This is a genomic window from Epilithonimonas hominis, from assembly GCF_003730015.1.
GTDB classification, from domain to species: domain Bacteria; phylum Bacteroidota; class Bacteroidia; order Flavobacteriales; family Weeksellaceae; genus Epilithonimonas; species Epilithonimonas hominis.
In genome coordinates, this window is sequence record NZ_RJTU01000066.1 from 1 (window position 1) to 543 (window position 543).

1 protein-coding gene is annotated in these 543 nt (G+C 40.0%); it reads right to left on the minus strand.

The features are described from left to right. A partial coding sequence (locus tag EGH73_RS10585; protein WP_148041700.1) for an ISAon1 family transposase occupies positions 1–543 on the minus strand: 543 nt, incomplete at both ends.

Consider the following 543-nt stretch of genomic DNA (forward strand, 5'->3'; position numbering starts at 1 on the left):
TTTTATAGAGTAAATAACGGCTTCTTGCCAAAAGCTGTTTTCGGGTATCTCCGTTTTCGAAGATTTCGATTTCAGGTTTCAGTTTCTTCTCTTTTGCTTCTGCTAAAAGAATATTTTCCTGTTCGATTGCTTCCCACCGATATCGGATTCTGATATCCTGCAAGGCTTCTGTGGCAAGCTTCTGAACATGGAAACGGTCTATAACCTGCACGGCATTTGGGAAACATTTTTTGGCGATAAGTTTCATCGATCCTGCCATATCAAGGGTCACTTCTTTTACTCTTATTCTCAGATCTCTATTGATTTTAAAGAGGTTTTCGATGACGGTTTCACTCCTTGTTCCTTTTATGACAGCAACGATGGATCCTTTTCTGCCTTTTGCAGCTTTGGACGTAAGAACAGTGTATAATTCGCCGTCTGAAAGTGCGACTTCATCCAGCGAAAGCCTTCCTGAAAGGTTTTCGGGATAGAGAATCCAGTCTTCTGCATGAGATTTTTGTTCCCAGTTTTTAAAATTGCTGATGCTGTTTTTATATTGTCTTT